The organism is Methylocaldum sp. MU1018 (assembly GCF_053646775.1).
Window position 1 is genome coordinate 2,654,933 of the sequence record NZ_CM132195.1, and the last position, 26,156, is coordinate 2,681,088.

General features: G+C 61.4%; 25 protein-coding genes. 15 read left to right on the top strand and 10 right to left on the bottom strand.

Annotated features, from left to right (window positions below; translation table 11 throughout):
* The first annotated feature begins 53 nt into the window (after positions 1–53).
* Complete coding sequence (locus ACWJKU_RS12170; RefSeq protein WP_454142568.1) at positions 54–308, top strand: DUF504 domain-containing protein; 255 nt, start codon at positions 54–56, stop codon at positions 306–308.
* 15 nt (positions 309–323) lie between these two features.
* Positions 324–716 carry a DoxX family protein gene (locus ACWJKU_RS12175; protein WP_454142569.1) on the top strand — a complete coding sequence of 131 codons (393 nt, stop codon included), beginning with the start codon at positions 324–326 and terminating at the stop codon, positions 714–716.
* Between the two features lie 22 nt (positions 717–738).
* Here the strand turns inward: ACWJKU_RS12175 and ACWJKU_RS12180 are convergent, their stop codons facing one another.
* From ACWJKU_RS12180 to ACWJKU_RS12200, 5 genes are all read right to left on the bottom strand, one after another.
* Positions 739–1,218, bottom strand: coding sequence for a DUF2231 domain-containing protein (locus tag ACWJKU_RS12180; RefSeq protein ID WP_454142570.1), 480 nt, complete (start codon positions 1,216–1,218; stop codon positions 739–741).
* A 29-nt stretch (positions 1,219–1,247) separates the two neighbouring features.
* Entirely contained in the window at positions 1,248–1,484 is a 237-nt protein-coding gene (locus ACWJKU_RS12185; RefSeq protein ID WP_454142571.1) for a hypothetical protein, read from the bottom strand.
* Between the two features lie 113 nt (positions 1,485–1,597).
* Complete coding sequence (wrbA, locus tag ACWJKU_RS12190; RefSeq protein ID WP_454142572.1) at positions 1,598–2,155, bottom strand: NAD(P)H:quinone oxidoreductase; 558 nt, start codon at positions 2,153–2,155, stop codon at positions 1,598–1,600.
* A 59-nt stretch (positions 2,156–2,214) separates the two neighbouring features.
* The gene (locus ACWJKU_RS12195) at positions 2,215–3,243 is read right to left on the bottom strand and encodes a ribonuclease Z (RefSeq protein WP_454142573.1); all 1,029 of its coding nucleotides are present in this window, start codon (positions 3,241–3,243) and stop codon (positions 2,215–2,217) included.
* 260 nt (positions 3,244–3,503) lie between these two features.
* On the bottom strand, positions 3,504–4,460 hold the full coding sequence (locus ACWJKU_RS12200) for an IS5 family transposase (protein ID WP_454142574.1): 957 nt from the start codon (positions 4,458–4,460) through the stop codon (positions 3,504–3,506).
* 144 nt (positions 4,461–4,604) lie between these two features.
* On the opposite strand from ACWJKU_RS12200, the gene ACWJKU_RS12205 reads away from it, so the two are divergent.
* The 6 genes from ACWJKU_RS12205 (at position 4,605) to gdhA (ending at position 9,444) form a co-directional block, all read left to right on the top strand.
* Complete coding sequence (locus tag ACWJKU_RS12205) at positions 4,605–5,174, top strand: IMPACT family protein (RefSeq protein ID WP_454142575.1); 570 nt, start codon at positions 4,605–4,607, stop codon at positions 5,172–5,174.
* 14 nt (positions 5,175–5,188) lie between these two features.
* Positions 5,189–5,596: a CoA-binding protein gene (locus ACWJKU_RS12210; RefSeq protein ID WP_454142576.1), complete on the top strand. Its 408-nt coding sequence runs from the start codon at positions 5,189–5,191 to the stop codon at positions 5,594–5,596.
* Positions 5,597–5,929: 333 nt separating this feature from the next.
* Entirely contained in the window at positions 5,930–6,355 is a 426-nt protein-coding gene (locus tag ACWJKU_RS12215; RefSeq protein WP_454142577.1) for a hypothetical protein, read from the top strand.
* Positions 6,356–6,525: 170 nt separating this feature from the next.
* Positions 6,526–7,020: a small metal-binding protein SmbP gene (gene smbP, locus ACWJKU_RS12220; protein WP_454142578.1), complete on the top strand. Its 495-nt coding sequence runs from the start codon at positions 6,526–6,528 to the stop codon at positions 7,018–7,020.
* A gap of 262 nt (positions 7,021–7,282) precedes the next feature.
* The gene (gene smbP / locus ACWJKU_RS12225) at positions 7,283–7,621 is read left to right on the top strand and encodes a small metal-binding protein SmbP (protein ID WP_454142579.1); all 339 of its coding nucleotides are present in this window, start codon (positions 7,283–7,285) and stop codon (positions 7,619–7,621) included.
* A 470-nt stretch (positions 7,622–8,091) separates the two neighbouring features.
* Entirely contained in the window at positions 8,092–9,444 is a 1,353-nt protein-coding gene (gene gdhA / locus ACWJKU_RS12230; protein WP_454142580.1) for an NADP-specific glutamate dehydrogenase, read from the top strand.
* A gap of 474 nt (positions 9,445–9,918) precedes the next feature.
* Here the strand turns inward: gdhA and ACWJKU_RS12235 are convergent, their stop codons facing one another.
* Positions 9,919–10,587: a hypothetical protein gene (locus tag ACWJKU_RS12235; RefSeq protein WP_454142581.1), complete on the bottom strand. Its 669-nt coding sequence runs from the start codon at positions 10,585–10,587 to the stop codon at positions 9,919–9,921.
* A 187-nt stretch (positions 10,588–10,774) separates the two neighbouring features.
* Between ACWJKU_RS12235 and ACWJKU_RS12240 the strand changes: the two genes are divergently transcribed.
* On the top strand, positions 10,775–13,453 hold the full coding sequence (locus tag ACWJKU_RS12240) for a cation-translocating P-type ATPase (RefSeq protein WP_454142582.1): 2,679 nt from the start codon (positions 10,775–10,777) through the stop codon (positions 13,451–13,453).
* 161 nt (positions 13,454–13,614) lie between these two features.
* Here the strand turns inward: ACWJKU_RS12240 and ACWJKU_RS12245 are convergent, their stop codons facing one another.
* The 4 genes from ACWJKU_RS12245 to ACWJKU_RS12260 form a co-directional block, all read right to left on the bottom strand.
* Positions 13,615–15,117: a helicase HerA-like domain-containing protein gene (locus ACWJKU_RS12245; RefSeq protein WP_454142583.1), complete on the bottom strand. Its 1,503-nt coding sequence runs from the start codon at positions 15,115–15,117 to the stop codon at positions 13,615–13,617.
* Between the two features lie 86 nt (positions 15,118–15,203).
* Positions 15,204–15,713, bottom strand: coding sequence for a TPM domain-containing protein (locus ACWJKU_RS12250; protein WP_454148129.1), 510 nt, complete (start codon positions 15,711–15,713; stop codon positions 15,204–15,206).
* Entirely contained in the window at positions 15,713–16,549 is an 837-nt protein-coding gene (locus tag ACWJKU_RS12255; RefSeq protein ID WP_454142584.1) for a TPM domain-containing protein, read from the bottom strand. Before ACWJKU_RS12255 ends, ACWJKU_RS12250 begins: the two co-directional genes overlap by 1 nt.
* Before the next feature lie 23 nt (positions 16,550–16,572).
* Entirely contained in the window at positions 16,573–17,184 is a 612-nt protein-coding gene (locus tag ACWJKU_RS12260) for a LemA family protein (RefSeq protein ID WP_454142585.1), read from the bottom strand.
* Positions 17,185–17,631: 447 nt separating this feature from the next.
* Between ACWJKU_RS12260 and leuS the strand changes: the two genes are divergently transcribed.
* The 6 genes from leuS (at position 17,632) to ACWJKU_RS12290 (ending at position 26,047) form a co-directional block, all read left to right on the top strand.
* Entirely contained in the window at positions 17,632–20,313 is a 2,682-nt protein-coding gene (gene leuS / locus ACWJKU_RS12265; RefSeq protein ID WP_454142586.1) for a leucine--tRNA ligase, read from the top strand.
* A 3-nt stretch (positions 20,314–20,316) separates the two neighbouring features.
* Positions 20,317–20,841, top strand: a complete 525-nt coding sequence (locus ACWJKU_RS12270; RefSeq protein WP_454142587.1) for an LPS-assembly lipoprotein LptE — start codon at positions 20,317–20,319, stop codon at positions 20,839–20,841.
* Complete coding sequence (gene holA / locus ACWJKU_RS12275; RefSeq protein WP_454142588.1) at positions 20,838–21,869, top strand: DNA polymerase III subunit delta; 1,032 nt, start codon at positions 20,838–20,840, stop codon at positions 21,867–21,869. Before ACWJKU_RS12270 ends, holA begins: the two co-directional genes overlap by 4 nt.
* 93 nt (positions 21,870–21,962) lie before the next feature.
* Positions 21,963–23,225 carry a glutamate-5-semialdehyde dehydrogenase gene (locus ACWJKU_RS12280; protein ID WP_454142589.1) on the top strand — a complete coding sequence of 421 codons (1,263 nt, stop codon included), beginning with the start codon at positions 21,963–21,965 and terminating at the stop codon, positions 23,223–23,225.
* A 231-nt stretch (positions 23,226–23,456) separates the two neighbouring features.
* On the top strand, positions 23,457–24,086 hold the full coding sequence (gene nadD / locus ACWJKU_RS12285) for a nicotinate-nucleotide adenylyltransferase (RefSeq protein WP_454142590.1): 630 nt from the start codon (positions 23,457–23,459) through the stop codon (positions 24,084–24,086).
* Between the two features lie 80 nt (positions 24,087–24,166).
* Positions 24,167–26,047 (top strand): PhoX family protein, encoded by a 1,881-nt coding sequence (locus tag ACWJKU_RS12290; RefSeq protein ID WP_454142591.1) that lies wholly within the window; start codon positions 24,167–24,169, stop codon positions 26,045–26,047.
* Positions 26,048–26,156: the final 109 nt, after the last annotated feature.

Sequence of the window (26,156 nt, forward strand, 5' to 3'; positions counted from 1 at the left end):
GCCGAAGAGCCGGACGTTTGTCTAAACAGCCATCGGAACGACGGAGCACGGCAATGCGCCCGATCCAGGATCTGCTCGATCGGATACGCTGGGACGAGGATTTCGGCCGGGCGGAATTCGCTATCGGCTATTACGACCGCATCGAAAAGACGATCGTCGTTGCGCCGCTGAAAGGAATCGACTTTCCGGCGGATCGCCCCGGCATGTTCGAACTCACCGATAGCGAAGGCGAGAAACACACTATTCCGTTACACCGCATCAAGATGGTATACCGAAACGGAGAACTCATTTGGCAGCGTACGCATTGATTCAAAGGAGGCCGCATGACCACAAATATGTCCAATTACGCCGAGCTTGTCGGACGGATTTTCATGTCTCTCATTTTTTTGCTGTCCGGCATCAACAAAATCGGCGGATTCGCCGGAACCCAGGCTTATATGGAATCGATGGGCGTGCCGGGCATACTGCTGCCGCCGGTCATCGCCTTGGAAATCAGCGCCGCGGCGGCCGTCATGCTCGGCTGGCACACCCGGTGGTTTGCGCTGGCGCTCGCCGCTTTCTCCATCGCGGCGGCGTTGTTCTTTCACCTCGATTTCAGCGATCGGGCGCAGAACATCCTGTTCTGGAAGAACATCGCGATCGCCGGGGGTCTCATGGTCATCTTCGCCCACGGCCCCGGCGATCTGAGTTTGGACAAGCGACTCGGCCGGATTTGAGATACATCCGGCCGCATCCGTTTCAGCGCGTCAGCCGTTTGGACAACGAGTTCGGCGCGTCCAGCCCGGCATCGTCATCCACGCCGACGCCCAACCGGTCCACCAGCTCGCCGCCGAGCCAGCCGGTGATCAAAACCAGTGCGAGGCCGGCAAACGACAGCACGAAAGCCCATGCGCCGGGAAAGTCGACATTCCGCCGCAGCAGCCAACTGCCGATGAAGAGCAACAGTACCGCCAGATTGCCGGCACCGTGCATCAGCCCGATCTGCTTGGCGCGAGTGCCGGGCGGTATGGCCAGCCAGTCGATCAGGCCGAACGGCGCGGCCGCCAGCCCGCCGATGATTCCCGCCGCGATCATCCAGTAGGCGACCGTCACGAAATTCGGCGAACCCGTCGCCAGATAAACGATGTCGAATACGACGCCCGTGGACAGCAGCCCGAGAGGAAACACGATCAGCGTCGAATGGGCCGGATGTCCGAGAATTTTAGCTTTGCTTTGCATAACGCCTCCTTCGAACGGGAATTTCAGCTTCACGATTTCTCCCAAACGATCTCCATGCCTTCCCTGTTGCCCAGAGCCGTCCGCAGCAGACCGATCAAGGCTCGATCGAGTCCCTGTTCCTCCAAAAACTCCAGCTCGGCCCGATTGACGTAATAATCCCTGTCGATCGAGCTTTCTTCTTCCAATGCGTCCATCAACTGCTGAAGCTGCTGGTCGCTGATTTCTCCGACAAAAGCGCCGGTTTCCTTGTCGTGCAGCTTCACCATTGTCATTCCTCCAACGAACGATTGAACCGTTCGGCCGCATACCGCCGACTCCGGTCGGCTTACTGTTTTTGACCGGCGAGAAACTGCGCCGTTACCGCGGCCACGCGCCGGCCCTAAAATTTTGCCGCGGCCATCGCCACGTCGTCGGGCCGGATCTGTCCGTTGTTGCTCGTGAACGATACGCCGTAAGGATTCCCGGCCTGGAACTGTATGGGATCGACATAGCCCGGCGAAACGATGATGGCGCCCCAGTGATAAAAGGTGTTGTTGAGCGCGACGATCGTCGTTTCCTGTCCGCCGTGAGGCGTTGCCGTGCTGGTAAACGAGGAGACGATCTTGTTCACCAATCGTCCCTGGCTCCACAAGGGGCCGGTCGTGTCGATGAACTGCTTGAGCTGGGCGGTGGGCAATCCGTAACGCGTCGGCGTTCCGAAAACGATCGCATCGGCCCACGCCAGATCGTCCAGGGTCGCTTCCGCCACGTTTTGGGTTTCCTGCCGGTGCGCCGCCCAAAGCGGATTGGACGAAATAGCCTCCTCGGGGGCGAGTTCGCGCACCTTGCGCAAACGCACTTCGGCGCCCGTCTGCCCGGCTCCTTCCTCGATACCGCGCGCCAACCGGTAGGTAGTTCCGGTGGCGCTGTAATAGATGACCGCGAGTTTGACCGTCATGGTTCCTCCTGGAGTTTCGGGTACATCCCTTAATTAGAAGCGAGAGCGGCCTTAGAGTTTTATTCGCGGAACGGCAAGGTCCGATCCGATCGGCCCCGAAACGCCCGCTCGAATTCTTCTCTGAGTTCGGTCTCCCGGCCGTGGTAGATCGGCGAGAAATGAAACGGCACGGGGAATTTGACCCCGGCGCGACGAGCGAGGCTTCCCGCTTGCCGGGCGGTCAGGTGATATTTCCGCGCGGCGCGCTCGGCCAACTCGTCGCAGAATACCGCCTCGATGAAGAACTGGTCGGCTCCTTTGGCCAATCGAACGATGCGCTCGGCATTGGCCGCGTGATAGACCGCATCGGTGACGTAAGCCATTTTCTGTCCGATGGAGATATGGGCGATGGCTCCGGCCAGATCGTCCAGACGGTAGAGCGCGTCGGGCCGTCCGCGCCGGCGGGCGGCAATGGGCGTAGCGCCGGGCAGTCCCTCGAGCACGGCGCGCTTGAAGGTCTGAAGCCAGGGTCCGGGCTCGAGGCCGAGATCGTCCAGGCGGTTCTTCCAGATGTTGACGTGGCGTTTTTCCTGGAGAGCGAAAGCCAGGCACGGAATCTTGTGATCCAGCAGGGCGAACCGAACGGTGAAATTCGCCTCGTCCAGCAGAACGCCATCGCTCAAGATCAGGCGGCGCTCGTTTTCGCGGCGAAATTCGGCGCGGCAGCGGAAACGGGCGTGGCGCGCCGCGGTTTCGCTCAAAATTTCGGTCGCGTCCAGAGTAAAGTCGGTGTCGTAGTTTTCCACCAGGTTCCAGGTGTAACCCGCGAGCCTGGCTTCCACCTGATCGAGAAAACCGGCCGGCCCGAACAACCGGATGCGGATTTCCCGTCCGAGGCACAGGCGGATCAGCCAATCGAAACCGAAGAAATGATCCATGTGCGCGTGAGACACGAATGCGTCCCGAATCCGGAGAATTTTCCGCGTGGCCAGATTCCGCAGATCGCCCAGATCGAACAACAGGGCTCGCTTCTCGAACAGAAAATCGACATACACCGCCGGATCGCCGAATACATCGTTCACCAGCGCGGGATGAAATACCGGTTTCATAGGCCTCTCTCATTTAGGAAGCTCTGAACAAGTGGATTCCGCTCATGCCCTTCGACTCGGCTCAGGACAGGCCTGGCGAAGGAGTTGATCGGAGTTTCCTTTAAGGAAGCTCTGAATAAGTGCGTTTTATTGGTGGCTCCGATAAACCGGCCGGGGCTACCAGCCGAAAAAGGTCGTTTTTCCCTCCCCATTGGCGCCCGCTATCGGCGCTCTTTCCGCCCCTCGCCCCCGGTTTTCCGGGGCGATGCACGGATTGATCCCTAGGCCGCCCTCAACTCCTCCCGCACCTGGTAGAGATTGCTGAGGGCAAACAGCAGGTAGAGTTGCTGCCCGTTTTTGAAGAGTCCCCGGTACCGGACCTGGGTATAGCCGAATTGGCGTTTGACGATCCGGAAGGGGTGCTCGACCACCGCCCGCAGCGCGGCCAGCATGCGGTTGTGAAGCGCTTGTTCCGCAGGCAAGTCCTCGCCCTTCTTACGCTTGAAGGGAAACGCCCAGACCGGCTCGCCCTCCTGGCGTTCGACCTCCAGATTGCGGTCCTTGCGGGTATAGGCCCGATCGCCCAGGACGACCTGCTCCTCGCCGTGCAACAGGGCCTCGGTCATGACCCCGTCCGCCACCTTGGCGGTGGTGACTTCCATCGTATGCACCAAGCCTGAATCAGCATCCACGCCGATGTGCGCCTTCATGCCAAAGTGGTAATTGTTACCCTTCTTGGTCGAACTCATCTCGCCATCCCGCTTCCGCTCGCGGTTCTTCGTGGACGGCGGGGCGGCGATCAGGGTGGCATCCACGATGGTCCCTTGACGCAACAATAAGCCCTTTTCCGCCAATAGGGCCGCCGTTTCATCGAATAGGGTTTGCGCCATCTGATGGGTTTCCAACAGGCGCCGGAACTTGAGGATCGTGGTTTCATCCGGCATGGCGTCCTCGCCCGCATCCAGCCCGGCAAACTCGCGTAGCATCGGAATGTCATGCAGCGCCTCTTCCATCGCCGGATCGGAGTAGCCGAACCAGTGCTGCATCAGGTGGATGCGCAACATCGTCTCCAAAGGAAAGGGACGCCTGCCCCGGCCGGCCGTCGGGTAGTACGGCGCAATCCGGCTCGTCCACAACCCCCAAGGAATCACCTGCTCCATCTCCTGGAGAAATTTCTGACGCTTGGTCAGCTTTGGTTTCTTCACAAACACGGTGGCACTGAGTCCGAGTTGCTTCATCGGGGGTCGACCTGTCGAAAATTGGACGTTGGGCATTATTTTATCGGGGCCAGGGACTTGTTCAGAGTTTCCTTAAAGCCGGCTGCGGTATGATGGAAGCTTCGACACAATGGTTAGACTCGCCGTTATAGCCTTTCCTCATCCATGTATCTCATCGAAAAAGGATCGGAAGTCAGCTTTACCGTCAATCATTCGCGCTTCATCGGCTACGCCCTGCCCTGCGCCGACGAGTCGCAGCTTCGATCGGGGCTGACCGAAATCGCGTCGGCGCACCCGACGGCTCACCATCTCGCCTTCGCCTACCGGATCAAGACCGGGAGCGGCATCGTCGCTCATTTCAACGATGCCGGAGAACCCGGCGGCACGGCCGGAAAACCGATTCTCGCGCACGTTTCCGGTTTCGACGTCATCAACGCCCTGGTCGCGGTCGTCCGCTATTTCGGCGGAATCAAGCTGGGGGCCGGCGGACTGGTCCGCGCCTACGGCGGCACGGCCAAAGCAGCCTTGGAAAAAGCGACTCTGATTCCCTTTGTCGAATATGCCGAACTCAAGCTGACGATCGATTATCCAAAACTTCAGCCGCTGACTTACCTGGTCGAAAAAGCCGGCGGCGAGATCGTCTCGCGGTCGTTCGGCGAAAAAATAGACGTGGTCGTGCGTTTGCCGGCCCCCGAGGCGCCGGCCATCGACCGGCAGTTCAATCAACTCTCCTGACTCCCGGTGAAGCTATGACTTTGTCCCCCGATGCTCTGCTCGACATTTTGGATGCGCCGGACAGCGTCATCGCCGTGGTAGGCGCGACCGACGACGCGCGAAAGTCCGGCCACGCCATCTACCGCGATCTGAAGCGCAAGGGATACAACGTTTATCCGGTCAATCCGAATCGCCCGACGGTGGACGGCGACCCCGCTTATCCGGACCTGGCCCGATTGCCCGCCAGACCGGATGTGGTCAATCTCGTCATACCGCCCGCGGCGGCCTTGACGGTTCTGAAGCAGTGCCTCGAACTGGGCCTGAACAACGTATGGCTGCAACCGGGAGCGGAGAATGCCGAAATCATGCAGTTTTTGGCCTCTCACGGCTTCAACTACCTCGCCAACGCCTGCATCATGATAAAGAGCCGCAGCAAGCGTTAAGGAAGCTCTGAACAAGTGGATTTGGTTCATTCCCCTTCGACAGGCTCAGGAGAGCGTTCGGCAAGCCTGTCCTGAGCCGAGTCGAAGGGCTCGCCACGAACGGAACCGATACGTTACCGTTCGTCCTGAGCCTGTCGAAGGACTTAATCGGAGTTGCCTTAAAACCGGCGCTTTTTTCGCGCGCGCCGCCGAAATCTTCCCCGAATGGCCTGCCCGAAAGTCTCCCGCGCTCAGTAAATGTCCCTAGAGACTGAAAAATGACCGCGTGTTAACTATGACCTTCCCGGTTGAACCGGGCCAATGGAATGAACTTTGGCGCAAAGGAGAAATACCATGCATTCGAAAATGCTATCCGGGCTACTTATAGGCGCATCGATTTCGTTGCTCGGCATGAACCCGGCCATCGCGGCGGAAAAACCCATGAGAGTCGGCGCACATATCAAAGCCGGCTTTCAAAACGGCACCATCAAAGGCGATGTTATCGAAATCGTCAGAGATTCGACCGGACGGGAAGACGTCGAAAGCGGCCGGTCGGGATCCGGCAAGCACAGGGGCACCGAACAGGGAACGTCGGGCGCGGGCAAGCATCGAGGCACCGAAACCGGCACATCGGGAACGGGCCCGCATCGCGGCACCGAAAGCGGAACCTCCGGATCGAGCCAGCGCAAAACGCCTCCGGGCGGAGCTCCCGGTTCCGAGACTTCTCCGGAACCGATGCCCGAGCCCGAACCCGATACCGGAACGGGCGACATCGAATAAGCGCATCGCCGCATGAATGGATTGCGGCCTTCCGTCCGCACGGAGCGGCAACCGCGCGCAAGCCGGCGATCCGAAAACCGGACGAATATCGCGGCATAAGCGGAAAACCGCAGCCTTCCCGCTACTTACGGCGATTTAGCCGTCCAGCATCTTTCACGGAGGAACGAGCGATGCACCGTAAAATTTTGGCTTGTCTGCTGATCGGCTTGATGACATCGGTACCGGCGCTGACCGCGGCGGCTGAAAAATCGGGAGACGGCGCGGCGCGCTACGCCCAGTCACAAACCGTGGCCGGCCCAAGCGGAACGGGCGTCAGCGGAACCGCCGGCGAGACTGCCGAGCCCTCCGGAATGAGCGGGACCGAAGGAAAAGGCAGCGCAGAAACGACCACGCCGGGCAGTTCGGAAAACCACATCGAAGAGGCGATGAAGCACGCTCAGGCCGCCGCCGACAGCGGCAAGAAAGGCGATGCCAAAGAGCTAGCCGAGCACGCCGAAGCCGCAAAAACCCATGTCGAAGCCGCCATGCAGCAAAAACCCGGCGAACATCTGACGGCTGCGCTAAAGAGCCTGGACGGCGCGATTCTGCACGGTCGGATGGGCCATGCCGAGATGGCGGAGAAAGCCGCCGAGGAAGCGGTTTCCCATCTCAAAAAGGCAAAATAGCGTTATGCCGTTACGATGAACGGCAGGCCGAAGTCGTTCCGACCGCCTGCCGTTCATCGTTTTTCGGCGCCCTGCTTATATCGACTGGCGCCCGAAGCGCTTATTGCCTGTGGCGTAGAGGCAAAATCCAACAACCATCCATAATAAATCCGTACTGTCAAGTATTTTTAATTAAAAATGGACTTGAAATCGGCGGCGTGATATTTATAAACCGTCCCATGTCGGGACATTAAGAACAACAACTTTTTATGGAGAAATGGTTATGCGTGGAAAATTCTTATCCGGATTACTTGCCGGCCTGTTCACCTTATCGCTGGGCTTCGCGGCCGTCGCTGCCGAAGACCACAAGGCGGAAGCGATGAAACACGCCCAGGCCGCCGTCGACAGCGGCAAGAAAGGCGATGCCAAAGAGGTAGCCGAGCACGCCGAAGCCGCAAAAACCCATGCGGAGGCAGCCAATAAAGAACACCCCAACCCGCATCTGGATGCAGCGATCAAGAGCCTGGACGGCGCCATCGAACACGGCAAAATGGGCCATGCCGACGTAGCCGGCCAAGCCGCCGAAGAAGCGATTACTCATCTCAACGCCGTAAAGCAATAATTCCCGTTTTTCCTGTCTTTTATCAAGGAGCGGCGGGCGGTTTTCCGCCGCCGCCCTTTTTTCACGCGCATCGAACGGTCCCGCTGCGGTCGTTCGACTTTCATCCATTCCAGTCGGGATAGCGAATAGCAGGGGACGATCCGGTCGAGAATGCCGCGACCGAGGAACAGCCCCCAGCAAGCTTCGCGCATCCGAGGCGTTTTAGAAAAAATCGGGGGCTTTCGAGTATGGCGCGTCGGCGGTCTGGCTGCGGCTTGCATCGGACGGCGCCGGCAACGCCGGGGAGGATTCATCGTGCCGCCGATGCGCCGTGTTTCCTGCGAAACACAACGGATACACGGTAAATTGCTACAGAGCACTTGACCGAAGCCGATGAATGCGTAACGCTATCCGGCCGATTTTTTCGCCGTAAGCGCGTGCGAGATCGGCTTTTCTGAGAAATTCTTCTATTCGGGGTAACCAATTGTCATATGCCGTACGTTCAGGAAACCTTAACCGCCCTGAAGCGGACCAGTCCCGCCCAACTTGAATTCTATCAAGCCGTCGAAGAGATCCTGATGTCTCTCCGGCCGTTGCTCGATCGCGACCCCCGTTACCGAGCCAACAGCATTATAGACCGCATCGTAGAACCGGAACGCCAGATCATGTTCCGGGTCACCTGGATCGATGACAACGGTCGCGTCCAGGTCAACAAGGGCTACCGCATTCAGTTCAGTTCCACGCTCGGGCCGTACAAAGGCGGTATTCGTTTCCATCCGAGCGTGAACGCCGGCATCATCAAGTTTCTGGGATTCGAACAGATTTTCAAGAATTCCCTGACCGGGCTGGCCATAGGCGGCGGCAAGGGCGGGTCCAACTTCGATCCCAAAGGCAAATCCGACAACGAGATCATGCGCTTCTGCCAGTCGTTCATGACCGAACTGTACCGGCATATCGGCCCGACCGTCGACGTGCCTGCGGGCGATATCGGCGTGGGCGCGCGCGAAATCGGCTATCTCTATGGTCAATACAAGCGGCTGACCGGCAGTTATGACGGCGTGCTGACCGGGAAGGGCCTGAAATGGGGCGGCTCCCTCGTGCGCAAGGAGGCTACCGGTTACGGAGCGGTTTATCTGGCCGAGAATATGCTGAGAGCCCGCGGAGATTCGCTGGAAGGACGCGTCTGCGCCGTCTCCGGCTCCGGGAACGTGGCCATCTACACCATCGAAAAGCTTTACCAGTTGGGCGCACGCCCGGTCACCGCCAGCGATTCCCGCGGCATGATCTATCACAAGAGCGGTATCTGCCTGGATACCCTGAAGCGCCTCAAGGAGGTCGACCGGGCTTCGCTGGAAGCTTACGTCAAGGAGCATCCCGACGCGGTTTACACTTCGATCGAAAATTATCGCGAAGGCCGCAATGCGGTGTGGTCGGTGTCGTGCGACGCGGCGTTCCCCTCCGCTACGCAGAACGAGCTCAATGGCGAGGACGCGGCCGAATTGGTGCGCAATGGCTGCAAACTGGTCTGCGAGGGCGCGAACATGCCGAGCACGCCGGAAGCCATCGAGGTGTTCCTGAACGCCAAGATCGCCTATGGCCCCGGCAAGGCCGCAAACGCGGGCGGCGTAGCCACGTCCCAGCTCGAGATGAGCCAGAACGCCGGCATGCATCAGTGGACTTTCGAAGAAGTCGACCGCCGACTGAAGGGCATCATGGCGAACATCTATACGTCGATCAGCGAAACCGCTGCCGAGTTCGGAGAGCCGGGCAATTTCGTGCTGGGCGCCAATATCGCCGGCTTCCGCAAGGTTGCGGACGCGATGATCGAACAGGGAGCGGTGTAAGCCGATCCCGTCGAGCACGGAGAGCGGGGATGGCGCGACGCCCTCTCCGCTTCCCGCCCATCCGCGCCGTCCCGCCGGAATCCGCCCGGACCTAGCGGGAAATTCATCCGGTCATCATGCCGCATCTCGCGCTTTTCCACTACCCTTCGCGCACGCGGCGCGCCACATACCGATAGTCAAAAAGTCAGGCAGGCCGGTGCCGTGGCGGGATTGCAGAGCAGCATCTCCATGAAGCCTCGCGGTTCCGTCATCGGAAGACGATGTTCCCTTCGCTGTCCGGGAAACGGCGAGCCAAATTCCTTCTTGCGGCATAGCCCGGAAAGCCGGTGCCCGCCTCCCGAAAGCTATCTAAAAACCCCATCGGGAACGCGAATGGTGATCGAAAAGAAAACCGGCAGAAGGCTCTTTCGAGCCCGCCTGCCGGTTCAGAGAGTCGCCGGAATTAGAGCCTTCCGGCCGAAGGATTGACGCCGGTCAGTGCTGTTGATGCTCCGACGATTCTTGAGCGGAGTCGCTATCGGACGAAGATGCGCTAGAACCTGAAGGCGCATGTTCGCCGTGTCCGCCATGCCCGCCGCGGCTGACACCGCCGCCGCTCTGGCCGGGACCCGCGCCGCCGCCGCCCGCTGCCGCGCTGACGCCCTGCCGCTGGCGCAAACCGATGGCGCCGCCGGATGCCTTGGCGATGTTCGCTTCGGTCAAGCCGCCCAAGGTCATGGCCGAATCCACGATGATGCTCGTGACATCGGTGATATCAATGCGGTCCGCGAGAGAACTGGTCACCACGGCCTTGACCGGTCCCCGTCCCGGAGCGGGATTGTTCGGAATCGCCGTCAGCACGATGGGATAGGCGGTGCCCGCAGGAACGGTGACGGAATACTGGTTCGAGCCGCTGGTAAGCTCCGTCGTCGTCACCACCTGCCCATTCTTGTCCCGTACTTCGATCTTGGCGTCCGTAACGGGGCCGTGCTGATCCTGGACATTACCGCCGATCACCGCTGCCGACATGGCCGGCGCAGAAGAGCTGCCGCCGCCGGAACCGGCATCGCAACCGGCCAACAGTCCGGCTACCGCGATGGAGAAGGCACAAACGCCATGCCTTAGAACTGAAAATCGAGTCTTATCGAATTGTTGATTGGTCATATTCTGTAAACCGACTGTTTGGTTAAGTAGGTTCTAACTGTCCGCGTAATGAAACATCGGCGTGATAGCGCGAGGGTTTATAGCATAGAAGCTCTTTTTCTGTACATATTCCGGCCACTTGACGAGAATTCGCGAAATTCCCCCTGCGGCCGGGGCGTTCGTTGGATAGATTCACCCATCAGGCGATATGAAAATCCATCATCTCCGACCCGATCGGGCCCTGCAAAGCCTGCACACGCAACCCCAGGGACTGAGCGAAACCGAGGCTGACCGCCGCCTCGGGGAATACGGCCCGAATCGGCTCACGGAACTCGAACGGGAATCCGTCGTCCTGAGCCTCGTCAAGCAATTTACTCATTTCTTCGCGCTGCTCCTGTGGCTTGCCGCGGCGCTGGCTTTTTTCGCCGATTGGAAAGCGCCGGGCGAAGGCATGGCGGCCCTGGGGTTCGCCATCGTCGGCGTCATTCTCGTCAACGGGCTGTTTTCCTTTTGGCAGGAATACCGGGCCGAACGGGCCATCGCCGCGTTGCAGAAGTTCTTGCCGCTACACATCAAAGTGATGCGGGAAGGCCGCGTGCGCCTGGCGGACGCTTCGGACATCGTGCCGGGCGACATCATCCTGCTGCAGGAAGGCGACAACGTCCCCGCCGATTGCCGGGTGCTGGAGGCTTTTGCCCTGCGGGTGAACAACGCTACCGTGACCGGCGAGGCTTTACCCCAGGCCAGAGACGCGCAAGTTTCCGTGGAGGACGAACTCGTTCACGCGCGCAACGTCCTGCTGGCGGGCACCGCCGTCGTCTCCGGCGAAGGCCGGGCAGTGGTTTTCCACACCGGCATGCACACCGAATTCGGCAAGATCGCCCATCTCACGCAAACGGCCGGCGAACCCGCATCCCCGCTGCAAAAAGAGATCGTCCGCCTGAGCCGGCTGATCGGCGTATTGTCGGTCTCTTTGGGCATTGGCTTCTTCTTCGTCGGGCGAGCGGCCGGACTGCCGTTCTGGCAGAACTTCATTTTCGCCATCGGAATCATCGTCGCCAACGTGCCGGAGGGCCTGCTGCCCACGGTTACCCTCTCCCTCGCCCTGGCCACCCAGCGCATGGCCAGGCGCAACGCCCTGGTCCGCCATCTGCCATCGGTCGAAACGCTGGGCTCGGCCACTGTCATCTGCACGGATAAAACCGGCACGCTGACGCAAAACCGCATGGCCGCGAGACAAATCTTCATCGGAAACGAAATCCGGCGTCCGGAGGACATCGACGAACGGCTGGCAGCGACATATCCGGAATTCTGGGCATGCGCGCGCAACTGCCAAAGCCTGAAGGAAACCAGCCGCGACGACAAACGGGAGCTGCTGGGCGATCCCATGGAGATTGCGCTGGTGCGGATGGCGGCACGGTTCCCGGGCCGTACCGCCGCCTATCCGAAAATCGATGAAGTCCCTTTCGATACGGACCGGAAGCGCCTCTCGATCTTGAGCCGCGCGCCGGAGGGCTGCCGGCTGTACACCAAAGGCGCCCTGGAGACCGTGCTGCCGCTGTGTACCCATGTACGAATCGGCGAAGAGACCCTGCCGCTGACCGAGGAGATTCGCCGCCGATTCGTCGAGGCTCAGGACGTATTAGCGGAAAATGGACTTCGCGTCCTCGCCTTCGCCTGGCGCGAAGTCGCCGAGACTTACGATTACGCGCGATTGGAAGAAAATCTGACGCTGACCGGCCTGGTGGGACTCGAAGACCCGCCCCGCCCCGAAGTGCCGGCGGCCATCGAAAAATGCCTCCGGGCGGGCATCAAGGTCATCATGGTCACCGGCGATCACCCCCATACCGCCCAGGCGATCGCACGGGAAATCGGCTTGCTCCGCGGCAACCGCCCTTATCTGATCACCGGCGACGATCTGCGGCGGCTTTCCAGCACGCAGCTCCAACTGGCTCTCGACCGGGAAGACATCATTTTCGCCCGCCTCGGCGCCGATCAGAAGATGCGCATCGTCGAAGCCCTGAAGCGCAAACGGCACGTGGTCGCGGTGACCGGCGATGGGGTCAACGACGCCCCGGCGCTCAAGGCCGCCGACATCGGCATCGCCATGGGCGTTACGGGAACCGACGTGGCCAAGGAATCCGCCGACATGATCCTGCTGGACGACAATTTCGCCAGTATCGTCAGCGCGATCGAGGAAGGCCGATCGGTGTTCGGCAACATCCGGAAGTTCATGACCTACATACTCACGTCGAACATCCCCGAACTCGTCCCCTATCTGGCTTTCGCCCTGTTCAGCATTCCGCTACCCCTGACCGTGATCCAGATTCTGGCGGTCGATCTCGGCACGGACATGGTGCCGGCCCTGGGACTCGGGGCCGATCGTCCGGATCCGGCGTGCATGCAAAAGCCGCCCCGATCGGCCAAGGAAAAACTGCTCGGCGGGCCATTGCTCATCCGTGCCTATTTATTCCTTGGCGTTCTCGAAGCCTTCGCCGCCATGGCCGCTTTCTTTTACGTGCTCCGCGGCGCCGGCTGGCAATACGGCCAGACCCTGGCCCGCGACGATCCGACGTATCTCCGTGCCACCACCGCCTGCCTGTCGGCCATCATCATCATGCAAGCGATGAACGTCTTTCTGTGCAAACATCCGGACCGCTCCCTGCTCCGCTCTCCCCTATTCAACAACCGATTGATCCTGATCGGCATTCTGCTGGAAATCGGCCTGATTCTGCTCATCGACTACACGCCGTGGGGCAACGAAATATTCCGCACCGCGCCCATGGGGGGCGATGTCTGGCTGTTTACCGTGCCTTTTGCGCTGGGAATGCTGTTCATGGAAGAATTGCGGAAAGGTTTGACTAGATTGATGCAACGAGCACCGTAAACCTCGAGCCGACGGTGGGCAATGCCCACCTTACCGTCTTCTCCCCGTCAAAGACCAGAGTTCTCATAGGATGTGCTGAGTATCCGAAGCGCATCGATCGCGAACGATGCGGTTCGTACCTCACCGCATCCTACCCTCTGGTATGCCTGGTAACGTGCGCCCTATCTTTTTCTTCCCGTCAAAGATCCGAGCACGCCCCGCAAAAGTTGCCGGCCGAGTTCGTTGCCGATGCTGCGGGCGGCGCTTTTGGCGAAGGCTTCCACCGCGCTTTCCCGCTGCCGGCCCTTGCGGGGCGATGAAGTGCCGAGGAGTCCTCCGAGCGCGTCGAAAATGCCCCCGGCGGCAGAACCCGACGTAGAACGACGCTCGGCCTCTTGCGGAAGTTCCTTGGCCGCCCGCTCTTTGAGCATTTCGTAGGCCGACTCCCGGTCCACGGCCTTTTCGTAATACCCTGCAATGGGCGACTCATCGATCAGGCGCTTCCGTTGAGCCGCCTCGATCGGACCGATCTTGCTTTGCGGCGGCAGAATGAAGGCCCGCTCGACGATCTGCGGACTGCCCTTTCCGTCGAGCAGCGAAACCAGGGCTTCGCCGACGCCCAATTCGGTGATGACGGTTTTTTCGTCCAGGTCCGGGTTGTCGCGCATGGTTTCCGCCGCCGACCGGACCGCTTTTTGATCGCGCGGCGTGAAAGCGCGGAGCGCGTGCTGAATGCGATTGCCGAGCTGGCCCAGAACCTTGTCCGGCACGTCCAGGGGATTTTGCGTCACGAAATAGACGCCCACGCCCTTGGAGCGGATCAGGCGCACCACCTGCTCGATCTTGTCGAGCAGGACCTCAGGAGCGTCGTCGAACAGCAAATGCGCCTCGTCGAAGAAAAACACCAGCTTGGGTTTGTCGCGATCGCCCACTTCCGGCAGGCGCTCGAACAGCTCCGACAGCAGCCACAACAGAAAGGCGGCGTAGACCTTCGGCGCCTGCATGAGTTTGTCGGCGGCCAGGATGTTGATCACGCCCCGCCCGTCCGGCGCGGTTTGCATCAGATCATCGATGTTCAGGGAAGGCTCGCCGAACAGCCGGTCCCCGCCCTGGCTCTCCAGGGCCATCAAACCGCGCTGGATGGCGCCGATGCTGGCGGCGGAGACATTGCCGTACGAGGTCGTGAATTCGCCCGCGTTTTCGCCGACGAACTGGAGCATCGCGCGCAAGTCCTTCAGATCGAGCAGCAGCAGTCCGGTGTCGTCGGCGATCTTGAAAACGAGGTGGAGCACGCCCTCCTGGGTTTCGTTCAGATTGAGCATGCGCGCCAGCAGCAAGGGCCCCATATCGGAAATCGTGGCCCGCAGCGGATGACCCTGCTCGCCGAACACGTCCCAAAAAATCGCGGGGAACCCGACGAACGAATGATCCCGGATACCGAGCAAGGAAAGGCGTTCGGCCAGTTTCGGACCGGCCTCTCCGGGCTGGCTCAGGCCGGACAGATCGCCCTTGATATCGGACAAAAACACCGGCACGCCGATGCGGCTGAAGCGCTCCGCCAGGACTTGCAGCGTCACGGTCTTGCCGGTGCCGGTCGCGCCGGCGATCAGGCCGTGGCGGTTGGCCATGCCCGGCCGCAGGGAAAGAGAATTCCGGCCTTTGGCGATTAACAGGGCTTCGGTCATGAGTAGTCTCCGGAATATGAAATCAATGCATTGGCATTCATGGACGATCCTAAAAAGGCTGTACCCGGCGGAAGCGGCTGAAAAACTCAATCGTCGACGATGACCGGCCGGTTGGCCAGCTCGTCGCCGTACACGTCCGGCCCCGGAAAATGCCGTTCCAGATGGGCGCCCACGGCCCGGACGCCGGCCACGATGCCCGCTTCGAAGTCGCCTTTGCGGAAAGCCGCTTCCATCTCGCGGCAAATCCGCTCCCAGGCTGCGGCGCCGACCCGCCGGTCGATACCGCGGTCGGCGACGATCTCGACGTCGCGGTCGGCCAGCAGCAGGTAAATCAAAACGCCGTTGTTCCGCTCCGTGTCCCACACCCGGAGCTCGGAAAATACCGCCACCGCCCGTTCCCGCGGCGTCTCGCGCCGCAGCAGCCGCCGCCAGTCGAGCGAACTTTCCACCGCGAAACGAATTTCCCCGCCGTGCTTCGTTTCGCTGTCGCGGATCGCCTCGGCGACGGCTTCGAGAGAGCGGCGCGGCAGAGCCCGCCGAAGCCGCCAGGGTCCGTAACACAGATGTTTGAGAGTGCGTCCGAGATGCTTGAACATCACCAGCGCCCCGAGGCTCCGCCGCCGCTGAAACCGCCGCCTCCCCCGCTGAATCCGCCGCCGGAAGAGCCGCCGAAACCGCCCGAGCCTCCGTACCAGCCGCCCGGCCCTGCCCGGCCGATGCCGCCGAACACCGCGATGAAAACGAAGAAGCCGACGAACAGCGAAAACAGGATCGGCAAACCGAAAAACGCGACCAGCAATCCGGCGCCCGCGCCGGCGATGAGTCCGCCGAGAAGGGGGCCGAACAGAAAGCGGAGTATCCGGCCGCCGAAGATGCCGCCCAGAATCGACAGTCCGAATACGCCGCTCATGTCCGCATCCGGAACGCCCCGGCCGCGGGGCGGCGCGGGCAGAGGCTCGCCGCGAATCAGGGCGAACAGACTGTCGACGCCTTCGGACAGGCCGCCGTAGAAATCGCCTTGCTTGAAAAACGGAATCATCACGTCTTCCACGATCCGGTTGGCGACGGCATCGGGAATCGCGCCCTCGAGCCCGCGCCCTACTTCGATCCTGACGGTACGGTCCTGCTTGGCCAAAAGGATCAGGACGCCGTCGTCGATCCCCTTGCGGCCCAGCTTCCAGGCATCGACCACGCGGATGGAATATTGCTCGATGGTTTCGGGTTCGGTAGTCGGCACCAAAAGGATCGCGACCTGACTGCCCTTTTCCGCCTGGAAAGCCGCCAGCCGGCTTTCCAGCCCCGCTTTTTCGTCCGGCTTCAAGGTCCCGGTCAAATCGGTCACGCGCGCCCGAAGCGGCGGCACCGCAACGTCCGCTCCGGCCTCGAAACCGGCGAGCGCCAGAAGAATCGCGAAAATCCAGACCGGAAGCATGTTTCGAACCAACGAACGTTCGCCTATCGGGCCGGAGCGGGCGCCGGCGCGCCGAAATCGACCTTGGGCGGCTTCGATATTTCCTGCTCGTTCTCCACGGTGAAGTTCGGCTTGACCTGCATGCCGAAAATCCGGGCGGTGATGTTGGTGGGAAACGAGCGGACCGTGACGTTATAGTTCTGAACCGCTTGAATGTAGCGGTTGCGAGCCACGGTAATGCGGTTTTCCGTGCCCTCCAACTGCGCTTGCAGATCGCGGAACAGACTGTCCGCCTTGAGCTGAGGGTAGTTTTCCGCCACCGCCATCAATCGCGACAAAGCGCCGGACAATTCGCCCTGAGCCGCCTGGAAGCGGGAAAACGCCTGCGGATCGTTCAGCAGTTCCGGCGTGGCCTGAATGGTTCCCACCTTGGCGCGCGCCTCGGTCACCTGGGTCAGCACGTCCTTTTCATGACTCGCATACCCCTTCACCACGTTGACCAGGTTGGGCACCAGATCCGCCCTTCGCTGATATTGGTTGACGACCTCCGACCAGCTCGCCTTGATTTGCTCGTCTTGCTGCTGCAAGGTGTTGTACCCGCACCCGCCTAGCAAAAGAGCGTGTAATAAAACCAAGCCCGCGATCAATGTGCGCATGTTTTTCTCCCGAAAAGGCTGTCGGACGATGTCCGTAGGACGAACCCGCAAAGTGTGCTACGTACGACAAGTTTAAGACAATCTGTCTAAAGGCTTATTTGCGCCCGGTTGTATCCTGAGCTGGACCCCGGTGATTCGAATATTGTTGCGAAAAACCGGATTTCGTAGGGTGGGTTAGGCGCGCAGCGGCGACGGTGGACGCTAATCCCTGGACTCCGGTGCGCCGTAACCCACCGAAAAGGTGATCGATGTCGCTCTGGTGGGTTACGGCGCGCAAGCAGCCCAGTATCCGACATCCAACCTGTCGCCGCTGCGCGCCTAACCCGCCCTACAAGATCTGACTTTCAGGGCAAGATTAAGAATCGTCTACGGCCCGCGGCCATTTGCGAGATCGGCGAGTGCTCTAGTATCCTACAAAGTTTAATTCGGCGACCGAAATCCCCACGTATGGAAGACATTTACAAGCCGCAGACCATCGAACAAGAAGCCCAGGACGCCTGGGAAAATCAGGGCGTTTTCCGCGCCGTCGAAGACCCGGCCAGGGAAAAGTATTACTGCCTGTCCATGTTCCCCTACCCCAGCGGACGGCTGCACATGGGCCATGTCCGCAACTATACCATCGGCGACGTGATCGCCCGCTATCAGCGCATGCAGGGCAAGAACGTGCTGCAGCCGATGGGCTGGGACGCCTTCGGCCTGCCAGCGGAAAACGCCGCGATGCAGAACAACGTCGCGCCGGCGGCATGGACTTACGCCAACGCCGACTACATGCGGAAGCAGCTCAAATCGCTGGGGCTCGCCATCGACTGGAGCCGCGAGATCGCCACCTGCACGCCCGAGTATTATCGCTGGGAGCAGTGGCTGTTCACCAAGCTGTTCGAGAAAGGCCTGATCTACAAAAAGATCGCCCCGGTGAACTGGGACCCAGTGGACCAGACCGTGCTGGCCAACGAACAGGTCATCGACGGCCGCGGCTGGCGCTCGGGCGCGCTGGTGGAAAAGCGCGACATCCCCATGTACTTCATGCGCATCACCGCCTACGCTGAGGAACTGCTCAACGGGCTGGACCATCTGCCGGGCTGGCCCGAGCAGGTGAAAACCATGCAGCGCAACTGGATCGGCAAAAGCCACGGCTGCGAAGTGCATTTTCCCATCGAGCCCTCACCCCTGGCCCCTCTCCCGGAGGGAGAAGAGAATTCCAATGTGTTGAAGGTCTATACCACCCGCCCGGACACCCTGATGGGCGCGACTTATGTCGCCGTGGCGGCGGAGCATCCGCTGGCTTTGGCGGCCGCGGAAGGCAACCCGGAACTGGAGGCCTTCATCGAGGAATGCAAGCAGGGCGGCACCGCGGAGGCCGATCTCGCCACCATGGAAAAGAAAGGCATGGCCACCGGCCGCTTCGTCATTCATCCCTTGACCGGCGAAAAATTGCCGGTATGGATCGCCAATTACGTGTTGTGGGGCTACGGCGAAGGCGCGGTGATGGCGGTGCCGGCTCACGATGAGCGGGATTTCGAGTTTGCGAATAAATACGCCTTGCCCATCAAGCAGGTTTTCGAAAACACTCTTGTTTACACGGATGAATTAAAAGCGAAGCATCCAAGAGAAGAGTACGAAGCCTTTTATTTCGATTCCAAGGTTTGGAAAGAGTGGTATGAATCCAAATCCCCCGATGAAGTCTTGACGATCAATTCGGGAAAATACGACGGCTTGAGTCATACCGAAGCTTTCGACGCCATCGCCGCCGATCTCGAAGCCAAGGATCTCGGCCGGAAGCGCACCCAGTTCCGCCTGCGCGACTGGGGCATCTCCCGTCAGCGTTACTGGGGCTGCCCGATTCCCATCATCCATTGCCCGAGCTGCGGCGACGTGCCGGTGCCGGAAGATCAACTCCCGGTGGTGCTGCCGGAGGATGTCACGATCGACGTCGGTTCGCCGCTCAAGAAGATGCCCAAGTGGTACCGAACCACCTGCCCCAAGTGCGGCGGATCGGCGGAACGCGAGACCGACACCATGGACACCTTCGTCGAATCGTCCTGGTATTACGCCCGCTACGCCTGCCCCGACAGCGGAGACGCCATGCTGGACGAACGGGCCAAATACTGGCTGCCGGTCGACCAGTACATCGGCGGCATCGAGCACGCCATCCTGCATCTTCTGTACGCGCGCTTCTTCCACAAGCTGATGCGCGATGTGGGGCTGGTGGACGGCGACGAACCCTTCACCAACCTGCTCACCCAGGGCATGGTGGTGGCGCCGACCTTCCTGCGCGAAGGGGAGGACGGCAAAAAGCACTACTACAACCCGGCCGAAGTGGACGTCCAACTGGACGAGCGGGGACGGCCCGTGGGCGCGAGCCTGAAATCCGACGGCCGGCCGGTCGCGATCGGCGGCACCGAAAAGATGTCCAAGTCCAAGAACAACGGCGTCGACCCGCAGGCCCTGATCGACCGCTACGGCGCCGACACCGCGCGCTTGTTCATGATGTTCGCGGCCCCGCCGGAGCAGTCGCTGGAATGGTCGGACAGCGGCGTCGAAGGCGGATTCCGGTTCCTGAGGCGCCTTTGGAAGCAGGTCGCGGTCCACGTCGACGACGGCCCCGCCCCCAAGCTCGACATGACCGCGCTCGACGAAGCGCAAAAAGCCATGAGGCGCCAGACTCACGAGACCCTCCGCAAGGTGACGGACGACATCGGCCGGCGTTATACCTTCAACACGGCGATCGCCGCCAACATGGAGCTGCTCAACGCCCTGGCGAAGTTCGACGACGCCGGCGATCAGGGACGCGCGGTGCGCCAGGAAGCATTGGAACTGGTGGTACTGATGCTGTCGCCCATCGTGCCGCATATCTGCCACCGCTTGTGGCGCGAACTGGGACATCCCGAAACGGCGGCAACCGTGGCCTGGCCCAAGGTGGACGAATCGGCGCTGGTACAGAACACCGTGGAACTGGTGGTTCAGGTGAACGGCAAACTGCGCAGCAAAATCACCGTGCCGGTGGATGCCGCCAACGACGCCGTGGAAGCCGCCGCGCTCGGCGACCCCAACGTGCAGCGCTTCGTCGAAGGCAAGCCGGTCAAGAAGGTCATCGTGGTTCCGCGCAAGCTGATCAACATCGTGGTTTAGCGAATGGCAAGACGCTTCCTCATCAAAGCGGCGATTTTGGCGATCGCCGCCGCCATGCTCTCGGCCTGCGGATTTCACCTACGCGGCGCTCTCCCCAGCACGATGGCCGCCAAGACCCTCTATCTCGACGGCATGAGCGGCAGTGAACTGTTCTATCAGGAGTTCAGCCAGATCCTGTCCCACTCCGGGGGCAGCCTGGCGGCCGCGCCCAGCCAGGCCGGCGCCATCATCCATATCGTCAGGGCGAAGCAAGAGAGCCGCTCCATCGGTCTGAGCAAGCAAGGACGCACCAACCTGTACGATCTGATTTATCGCGTGGTCTACGAAGTGACCACGCCCCAGGGCGAAATACTGATGCCCCGCCAAGAGATCGAAATGAAGCGCGAGTACTTCAACGACCAAAGCTCTCCGCTCAGTCAAACCCAGGAGGAATACCAAATCATGGAGGAAATGAAAAAAGAGGCCGCTCAACTGATCTTTCGCCGCATCGCTTACGGGCTGAGCCGCCAGCCCGAGAAGAAATCGTGAAACTGTCCGCCGAGCAACTGGGAGAACAACTGAAAAAACGCCTGGCTCCCCTCTATTTCCTGAGCGGAGACGAGCCCCTGCAACTCGCGGAAACCGCGGACGCGGTGCGCCAGGCCGCCCGAGCCGCCGGCCACGGCAATCGCGAACTGTTCTATGCCGACACCGGCTTCGACTGGAGCGCCTTGCAGGAAGCCGCCGATTCGTTCTCTCTCTTCGGCGAAAAGCGCATCCTGGATCTGCGCCTTCCCGCGAAACCGGACAAAGCGGCAGCCGCGGCCCTGCTGCGCTATGCGGAGCGGCCCGCGGAGGATGCCGTCCTCATCGTCAGTGCCGGAAAAATCGCCGGCGCGGATCAAAAGAGCCGCTGGTATCAGGCGATCGACCGCATCGGCGTGGTGGTCCAGGTCTGGCCGCCGGAAGGCGAGCAGCTTCTGCGCTGGCTCGACCGGCGCCTGAGCACGAAAGGGTTGCTGGCCGACAAATCCGGCATCCGGATCCTGGCCGCCCGCGTCGAGGGCAATTTGCTGGCCGCCGCCCAGGAAATCGAAAAGCTGCACATCCTGTACGGCAAGGGCAAGATCGACGACGACCAGATCGTCAAAGCCGTCGCGGACAACGCCCGTTACGACGTTTTCGATCTCGCCGAAGAAACCCTGCGCGGCCATACCGCGAAAGCCTATCGCGTGCTGATGGGGCTCAAGGCCGAAGGTGTGGCGCCGGCGGTCGCTTTGTGGGCGCTCGCTCGCGACGTTCGTCTGCTCGGCCATGTCATGGCTTTGGTCGCCCAGGGCACCCCGACCGATACCGCGCTGGCCAAATGCCAGGTCTGGGACAAGCGAAAACCGGCCGTGCTCCAGGCGCTTCAGCGCCTGAACCGCGACGGCGTCCACCAGACTCTTTTGCTGAGCGCCCGGGTGGACCGCATGATCAAAGGCATGGAAACGGGCGATCCCTGGGAGGGCCTTTTGTCGGTTTGCGTCAGTCTCGCCGCGCCCTCGGGGAACCGCTTCATGGCCGGTTCCGGCTGACGCTCCCGCAGCGGACGGGACGGGGTCGGATCGGATCCCGGCGTCGATACTGTTTTTTTCACTTTGAATCCTTCACCTAGCCTCGATAGACCCATGCTAAACGACCTTCAAACTTACATGCTGACGGTGGGCGAACGGGCTCGCGAAGCCGCCCGCTCGATGAGCCGCGCGGAAACCGGCGCCAAAAACGGCGCCCTATCGGCCATCGCCGACGCCCTGCAAAGCAATGCCCAGATGTTGATGGCGGAGAATCACAAGGACCTCGAAGCCGGGCGGCGGAGAGGACTCGACGATGCGATGCTCGACCGGCTGGATCTCACCGAAAAGCGCATCGACGCCATGGCCCAGGGCCTCCGCGAAGTGGCCGCGCTTCCCGACCCGGTGGGCGAAATCACCGGCCTCGCCTATCGGCCTTCCGGCATTCAGGTGGGGCGGATGCGGGTGCCTTTGGGCGTCATCGGGATCATCTACGAATCGCGCCCCAACGTGACCGCCGACGCCGCGGCGCTGTGCATCAAGTCCGGCAATGCCTGCATTCTGCGCGGCGGGTCCGAAGCCATACATTCCAACAAAGCCATCGCCGACTGCATCCGGGACGGCCTCGATGAGGCGGGGCTGCCCCGCGATGCCGTGCAACTGATCGAAACCGCCGACCGGGCGGCGGTCGGGGAGCTGATCCGCATGGAACGCCATGTCGACGTGATCGTGCCACGCGGCGGCAAGAGCCTGATCGAACGTATCGCGGCGGAATCCCGCATCCCGGTCATCAAGCACCTGGACGGCATCTGCCACGTCTACATCGACGACCGCTGCGATTTCGACAAAGCCGTCAAGGTCGCCCTGAACGCCAAGACCCAGCGCTACGGCGTCTGCAACGCAATGGAAACCCTGCTGATCGCCGCCCCGATCGCGCCGGTTCTCCTGCCGGACCTGGCGCATCTTTACCGGGAAAAAGGCGTGGAGCTCCGCGGCTGTCCCAGAACCCTGCACATCCTGCCGGATTGCGCGCCGGCCGCCGAGGAAGACTGGGACACCGAATATCTCGCGCCGATCCTCTCGATCCGCGTGGTCGCGGGGCTCGACGAGGCGCTGGATCACATCGACCGGCACAGCTCGCGCCATACCGACGCCATCGTGACCGAGGATTACACCCGCGCTCGCCGCTTTCTCCGCGAAGTGGATTCCAGCTCGGTGATGGTCAATGCCTCCACCCGGTTTGCCGACGGCTACGAATACGGCCTCGGAGCCGAAATCGGCATCAGCACCGACAAGCTGCACGCCCGCGGCCCGGTGGGACTGGAAGGACTGACCACCCAGAAGTTCGTCGTTCTGGGCGACGGGCACATCCGCACCTGAGAAAACAGGGGGGGCGTAAAAACGCCCTAGCATGCGGATGTCGCAGATCGGGAAAGGATTCCCGACCTCGAACCGATTATCCTAGGAACGGCAGTCGACCGCTTGGATGGAGTAGAAACGCCTCATGGATTCCGACCCTCGTCCTTTCTACCAGCTTCACCGCCCGGGTGAAGCCGCTACGTTCCCGGGCCGTCCGGTCCGGCGCTTTGGCTCGACCCATCTCCAAAACCCATGATCGGCATCTACGGCGGAACCTTCGATCCCGTCCATTACGGCCACCTGCGAACGGCGCTGGAAGTCAAGGAAGCGGCGCGGCTGGGCGAGGTTCGCTTCGTCCCCTGCCGCCTGCCGCCGCACCGCGCCGCTCCCGAGGCCGAACCCGAAGTTCGCCTCAGGATGCTAGAACTGGCCCTGCACGATGCCGAGCCCGGCTTCCGCATCGACACGCGGGAGCTCAAGCGGGCCGGGCCGTCCTACATGGTGGATACGCTGGCCTCGATTCGAGCGGAGATCGGCATGCGGCCGTTGTGCCTGATCGTCGGGCTGGACGCCTTTCTCGGCCTCCCCCGCTGGCACCGCTGGCGGGAACTGTTCGATCTGGCCCATATCGCAGTCATGCGGCGGCCCGGCGCGGAACCGGATTTCGCGGGCGATCTGGCGCCGTACATCAGGGAGCGCCGCGTCGACCAGGCGGCTCTCCTCGGCCTCCGGCCGGCCGGATCGATCGGCTTCATCGACGTCACCCAGCTCGATATTTCCGCGACCCGCATCCGGGCAGCCGTCAAAACCGGCAAGAGCGCCCGTTATCTCGTTCCCGATCCGGTCTGGCACTTGATCCGGGCGGAAGGGCTTTACCGATGATCCCGGAAACCTGCCGACGCGCACCGCCTGTCATAAAACTTTAACGAACGCCGCTTAATGTCGGCCATTTCGGAAAAACCATGAAACCGAACGCCTTCACCGCAGCGTTCTCGCTGCTGACTTTCGCCGCTTCGGCCGACGCAGCCCCGGCCGTCCAATCGGTAAAATTCATCGGAATGCCCGCCCCGGTCACGGCCGACGAAAAAACCGACGTCTACAGCAAAGCTCGGGTCAAGGTGATTTACCGTAACGGCACGAGCCAGACCTACGACCTGAATTACCATGAACTGATGGGCACCGGCGATGCGATCGGCGGGCATGTCGTCGGTGGCTTGCTCGATTACCGCGAACACCCTCTGACCGATGCCGGCGGACAGATCGCCTCGGATTCGCCGGACGGCAACTCGCTGATGGCGATACCGGGCATGAAGGCGGCCGATCCCGCGCGCAACCAGGCACTGGCCCTGGTCACCCAATACGAATACAAGGAATTGCCGCCCGCGGGGCAAACCGGACGGTTTTGGAGCAAGCTGCCGGCGGCCATGAGCCTGGCCAAGCTCGATCAAGACAAGTCCACCGGCGCCCTCGAAGTCGCGGATTACCGCAACATCGGCTTCGGTGACGTGAACGGCCTCTGGATCGCCTGCGCCGCCTCGCTCTCGCCCTGGAACACGCACCTCGGCAGCGAAGAGTACGAACCGGACGCCAAGGTCCGCGGCGGCGGCGCCAAAACCGACGACAGCGACGACGCCACCGATATCGATTCGTTCAGCCGGTATTATTTCGGCGATGCCGCACAAGCCAACGCCTATCACTACGGCCTGCTGCCCGAGGTGAAGATCGATGCCGACGGAACCGCTTCGGTCGTCAAGCACTATGCCTTGGGCCGCTTTTCGCGGGAACTGGCCGAGATGATGCCCGACCGGCGCACGGCCTACATGGGCGACGACGGCATCAATACCGGGCTGTTCATGTTCGTCGCCGACCACCCCGAAGATTTGTCTTCGGGCACGCTGTACGCGGCCAAATGGAAACAGACCAAAGCGACGAACGGAGGCGCGGCGAAGCTGACATGGATCAGGCTGGGCTCAGCCTCCGACGCCGAAATCAAGGCTCTGGTGGACGGCGGCATCAAGTTCGGCGACATCTTCGATGTCAGCCATGCCGCTCCCGACGACCCCGACTACAAGAAGGTCGTCACCTACGCCGGCACCGAATGGCTGCGGCTCAGGCCGCGCATGGAAAAAGCCGCGGCCTTCCTGGAAACCCGCCGCTACGCCGCCTATCTGGGAGCCACGACGGAATTCTCCAAAATGGAAGGCGTCACCCACGATCCGGCCGGGCGCAAGGCGTACGTCGCCATTTCCCGCATCGAAAAGGGCATGGCCGACGGCGCCGGCGATATCCGCCTGGCTCAAAACGACGGCGGGGCGGTTTACGAACTGAAGCTGGCCGACGGCCATGAAGCGGGCATCGACAGCCGATTCGTGGCCTCGACCATGAAATCCGTGCCGGCGCTTTTGGGCGGATGGCTGGGCAAAGACGACAACGGACGGGAGAAAAAGGACGCCGAGGGCAACCGCTGCGAACAGGACAAGGTTTGCGGACCGGACAATCTCAAGTTCTCGCCCGCCAGCCGCACCCTGTTCATCGGTGAAGACACCGGCCGCCGCAACAACAACTACGTTTGGGCCTACAACGTCGACAACCGCCGACTGGCGCGGATTCTTTCCACACCGATAGGCGCGGAAGCGACCGGCTTGCAGGTCGTGGACGACGCCAACGGTTTTTCCTACATCATGAGCAATTTCCAGCACGCCGGCGAGGACGTAAGCAAAAACTACACGGCGCCCGACAAGGATGTAGTGATCGCGAAACTGAACGAAAAGTGGCAAACCCTGCGCCGATCGGCGATCGGCTACATCGGCACCCGCCAGGGCGCATTGCCCGCGCTGAAATGACGCGGGCAAATTCAGGACAAATACCGTTCAGCGCATTTTCCGATCCGGCGTGGCGTCCGCGAGAACGGGCGCCACGCCTTTTGCTCCCGTTCGAGCGTCCCCGAGCATC